The organism is Candidatus Korarchaeota archaeon NZ13-K (assembly GCA_003344655.1).
Taxonomy (GTDB): Archaea; Korarchaeota; Korarchaeia; order Korarchaeales; family Korarchaeaceae; genus Korarchaeum.
Genome location: MAIU01000084.1, coordinates 1 through 4,791, shown reverse-complemented (window position 1 = coordinate 4,791; position 4,791 = coordinate 1). Strand labels below are relative to the sequence as shown.

General features: G+C 56.8%; 5 protein-coding genes. 2 read left to right on the top strand and 3 right to left on the bottom strand.

All coding sequences use genetic code 11. The annotated features are described in order from the left end of the window. The 3 genes from BA066_06800 to BA066_06790 form a co-directional block, all read right to left on the bottom strand. Positions 1 to 749 (bottom strand): hypothetical protein (locus BA066_06800; GenBank protein ID RDD52990.1); only part of this gene is annotated, 749 nt, incomplete at its 3' end. A 46-nt stretch (positions 750 to 795) separates the two neighbouring features. Further along, on the bottom strand, positions 796 to 2,055 hold the full coding sequence (gene ftsZ, locus BA066_06795) for a cell division protein FtsZ (GenBank protein ID RDD52989.1): 1,260 nt from the start codon (positions 2,053 to 2,055) through the stop codon (positions 796 to 798). Beyond that, positions 2,055 to 2,216, bottom strand: a complete 162-nt coding sequence (locus BA066_06790; GenBank protein ID RDD52988.1) for a ribbon-helix-helix protein, CopG family — start codon at positions 2,214 to 2,216, stop codon at positions 2,055 to 2,057. The genes ftsZ and BA066_06790 overlap by 1 nt, the downstream gene beginning before the upstream one ends. Positions 2,217 to 2,569: 353 nt before the next feature. On the opposite strand from BA066_06790, the gene BA066_06785 reads away from it, so the two are divergent. Together BA066_06785 and BA066_06780 are read left to right on the top strand one after the other, a co-directional pair. After that, a complete protein-coding gene (locus tag BA066_06785) occupies positions 2,570 to 3,937 on the top strand; it encodes an aminomethyl-transferring glycine dehydrogenase subunit GcvPA (protein ID RDD52987.1) in 1,368 nt (455 codons plus the stop codon). Further along, a partial coding sequence (locus BA066_06780) for an aminotransferase class V-fold PLP-dependent enzyme (GenBank protein ID RDD52986.1) occupies positions 3,934 to 4,791 on the top strand: 858 nt, incomplete at its 3' end. The genes BA066_06785 and BA066_06780, both read left to right, overlap by 4 nt.

Sequence of the window (4,791 nt, the reverse complement as noted above, 5' to 3'; positions counted from 1 at the left end):
ATGTAATCCCTCGGGAGCTCGAGGTAGGGGATGCCCGCCTCCCTCATTGATCTGATCAGATCACCCAACCAGATGGTGAGGGGGAAATCGTGGTCATCAAGCTCGATGACAGCTAACCTCCTGGAGATCCAGTACCTCCTCAGGTTGTGGGCTTCATCTATTATCAGGTAGAGCTCGGACTCTGAGAGGCCCAGGGGGAGCTCCAGCTCGGGGTCGAAGAGGTAGGGATAGCAGAGCACCACCGCATCATAATCTCCCTCCCTTATCGTGGCCAGGGACTCGTAGTAGGGACAGCGACCCGAGTTCGAGCCCAGGGGATCGTAGCAACGTGATCCCTCAGCCCTCTCGGGCCTGTAATATGGGCATGCCGATCTCCTCCTCAGCTCCCTGCAGGCCTCAGCCATCAGATCATTATTCTTGATCCTCCTCACTCTCCAATTGATGCAGAGCTCCCCCTTTCCCCTTAGGGCCGCGATCCTGACCTTACTGAATCTACCGCACTCCTCCATGACCCTGCTGACCTGGCTGTGGGTCCTCACCGCGTAGATGAACTTGGCCCCCCTGGACTCCGAGAGGCAGCTTATCGCTGTCAGGACGCTTGCGGTCTTCCCCAGACCGCTGGGTGCCTCTATTACGCTTATTCCTCCCCTGTCAATCGCCCTCAGTATGCTCGCTATGAGCTCCAGCTGACCCTCCCTGGGCTCAGGATAGGGGAAGTGCCTCAGCGGCTCACACTGAGCAGCGCTCAATCAATTCAATAAAAATTACTGTAATTTCGCATTTCTCACAAAACTTTTAGATAACATAGGGGCTGCCGAGCACGTCCTCGAGGGCCTCCACAGGATCGTACTTCCCGTCCACGGACACCGTTATGGGCTCCGTCCTCAGGGGAACATCAGGGCCCAGCATGTCCGGCGATCTTATCCCCGTCAGCAGGAGGATCACCCTGACGCTATCACCTAGGGACTCGTCTATGTCCGCTCCTATCTTTATTATAGCATCGCTTGACATCTTCGAAGCCACTATCTCCGTTATCTGGTGGACCTCAGTCAGCCTCAGGTTCTTCCCACCGTAGACAACGACCAAGGCCCCTCTGGCCCCCTCAGGGGAGATCTCTATCAGCTGGTTCCTGAGGGCCATCTTAACGGCTTCCTCTCCCCTTCTCTTCGGGTCCGAGGACTCCCCTATGCCCACAGCAGCCACTCCGCCGACGGACATGAGCGTTCTTATGTCGTTCAGGTCCACGTTCACCATGGTCCTCTTCCTTATTATCTCAGCTATCCCCTTCACCATGACGGCCAGCGTCATGTCTGCTATCATGAAAGCCTCATCCAAGGGCCTGTCTCCGGCCAGTTTGAGGAGCTTATCGTTAGATATTAGCACCACGGTGTCCGCCCACTTCCTGAGCTGCCTTATCCCCTCCTGAGCCAGCTTGTACTTGTGTCTTCCCTCCGTCCTGAACGGGAGCGTGACGAAAGCTATTATCTTGGCCCCCTTGTCCTTAGCTATCTTCGCCACGACTGGCGCGGCCCCGGTCCCGGTACCCCCTCCCATGCCCGCGGCTATGAAAACTAGGTCCGGCCTGTTCCCCAGGGCATCAGAGATCTTGTGGGCATCCTGCTCGGCGCATGCCCTCGCGACCTCCGGCCTGCCACCGGCCCCAAGCCCATGGGTTATGCTCTCTCCTATCAGGACCTTGTAAGGCGCGTTTATCCCGTCGAGATGCACCTTATCCGTGTTTATGGCCACGAGCTTTATTCCCCTTATCCCCAGCTTGGCTATGTTGTCGATCGTGTTGGAACCGCAGCCGCCCACGCCCACTATGACCAGGTTCCCAGTAGAATCCTCTTCATCCTCGTCAGCGTACTCCTCGGTGGGTCTTGTCCTGAGGAACTCATCCGAGCTTATCGATTCAGATCTCGGGCCAACGTAGCCCGAGCCCCTCGGTCCGGGCTCTTTCTGCCTCCCCTGAGGGATCGCAGCATTATCGAAGATCTTTTTGAAGAGTTCAAGCATCTCCTTGGCAGGTGATGGGCTGGTCTCCTCTGGAAACATCAATAAGCGACACCTCCCGAGCTTTTCTTCTTGTACTCCCTTATCAGAAGCCTTATAGCCTCCCTGATGGCCTCGCTCTTGCTCGTGAAGCCCACCTCCTCCACGAGCCTCTCGAGCTCCCTCATCAGGGAGTTGGGTATGTGAAACGAGACCACGACCATGAGATCACCGGCCCTTGGCGGGCGGTGGGCTTATTTAACTCTCGAATCCGGACCGGACCCTTTATCATATCCCGGGAGGGATTACGGAGAGTCTCCCTCATTTATAAATGATTGTCACCTTCGCGAGTTACAAGTGAAAGTTTCAGTGAAACTATTCCTCCTCCATTGATCCCGAGGATCGATGATGAGCTGAGGTTCCTCCTCCGGCCCTGATAGCCGGAGATTATGGTGTTTGACCTCATCATGGTAATCGCTTTCTGATAAACGATGGAATGTTTCAACTCGGGCGTATCGCATCTCGGCCTATGATAATGGAGAGGTAAGGATATATTTTATGACACCTGAGTCCAGCGATGATTTCGCACCTATCCCCCAACTCGAGGGACCGCTTCATCAGGACAATTCTGGATCTCCTCGGGATGAGGGACCTGAGGGAGCTCTACGCGGACGTCCCGGATAAGATACTGCTGAAGGATCCCCCGGATATAGGCGAGGGCATGGATCACGTGGAGCTCGAGCGACTGGTGAACTCGATCCTCCCAGGTCCGCCCAGGCTCACCTTCACCGGAGGGGGCATGGCCGATCACTACGTACCACCCCTGGTGGATGAGATCGCATCGAGGCAGGAGTTCTACACATCTTACACCCCCTATCAGCCGGAGATCTCCCAGGGGGTGCTTCAGGCCCTCTTCGAGTACCAATCCCTTATGGCGGAGCTGCTGGGGATGGACGTCGTCAACGCTTCGCTCTACGACTACGGATCTGCGCTGGGTGAGGCGGGGAGGTTCTCCATGAGGGTCACTAGGAGGAGAAAGGTCGTGGTGGCCTTCAACGTGAACCCGGAGAGGAAGATGATCCTGAGGACCTATCTGGATCCTCTGGACGCTGAGATCTTGGAGGCCCCCATGGATCCGGAGAGTGGGCTGGTCTCCCTCGAGGGCCTTCGATCCCTGGTGGATGAGTCCACCGCGATGGTCTACATAGAGATGCCAAACTTCTACGGCCTGATTGAGGAGGAAGCTGAGGAAGTCTTTGAGATAGCTCACTCCAAGAATGCGATAGCTGCAGTTGGCATCGATCCCCTGCTAGCAGCCTTGATAAAACCCCCAGGGGAGCTGGGCGCCGACCTGGTGATAGGGGAGGGGCAGCACCTCGGGAGTCCGATGTGCTTCGGAGGTCCCTCCCTGGGGATATTCGCGGTGAGGATGGACATGAGGTTCATCAGGCAGCTTCCAGGGAGGATCATAGGAATGACGAGAACGCAGGACGGTCTCTACAGGGGATATTGCATGGTCCTCCAGACCAGGGAGCAGCACATAAGGAAGGAGGAGGCCACCTCGAACATAACAACGAGCTCCTCACTCATGGCCATAAGGGCTGCTATCTACATGACCCTCCTGGGGCCTGAAGGTCTCAGGAAGCTCGCCGAGAAGATACTTTACAACACGGCCTATCTCAGGATGAGGATATCCGAGCTGAATGGTTTCAGCGTTCCCTTCAGGGGGAAGGCGTTCAAAGAGATGGCAGTCAGCTCATCAGTGCCCTGGGAGAGGGTGAACTCCCACCTACTCTCTAGAGGCATACTCGGGGGCTTCGTAGTGGCGAGGCTCTTCCCGGAGATGGATATGGGGAGGAACATAGCCCTCTTCTCAACGACTGAGAAGCATGGGAAGGCGGAGATAGACGAACTTGTTGATTTGATGAGGGAGGTGGTCGGATGAGCTTCTCACAAGCTAGGTGGTTCTCCGGGGATGGCGTGCTGGAGCCAACCCCCTTCGAGCTGGGGGTTATCGGGGAGGGAGGGGTGAGGATAGCGGAGCCCGAGGAGGAGGTGATGGCGGCCGTCGGTAGGCTTGAGGACCTAATCCCGGAGAAGCTGATCAGGAGGGAGCTGAGGATCCCCGGACTGAGCGAGCCTGAGGTGGCCAGGCATTTCAACAGGCTGGCTCAGATGAATTATGGGGTAGACAGCGGTCCCTACTGGCTCGGATCATGCACGATGAAGTACACGCCGAAGCTGGTCATGAGGGTGGCTGATCATCCCTCCCTCAGGGACCTTCACCCCTACGCCCCAGAGGAGCTGGCCCAGGGTATCCTCAGGATCCTCCATGAGCTTCAGGAGATGCTCTCATCCATAACTGGGCTTTCCAGCTACACGCTCCAGCCGGCAGCCGGTGCTCAGGGGGAGTTCGTTGGGGCGCTGATGATCAGGAGGAGGTTGGCCGACCTCGGGGAGAGGAGGGACGAGATGGTGATACCCGAGACCGCTCACGGTTCTAACTTCGCTAGCGCAGCCATGGCAGGATTCAGGATCGTCAGAGTACCGCCTGCTGATGATGGGACTCTGGATATGAACGCCCTGAGGGCTGCCATCTCCGAGAGGACCGCTGGAATGATGATAACGAACCCGAACACATTGGGGATATTCGAGGACAGGATACTCGAGGTGGCCGAGCTTCTGCATGCAAACGGAAGCTACCTCTACTACGATGGGGCTAACCTGAACGCGATAATGGGGTGGGTCAGGCTCTCCGACATGGGGGTCGATATCGCTCACCTCAACATACACAAGACC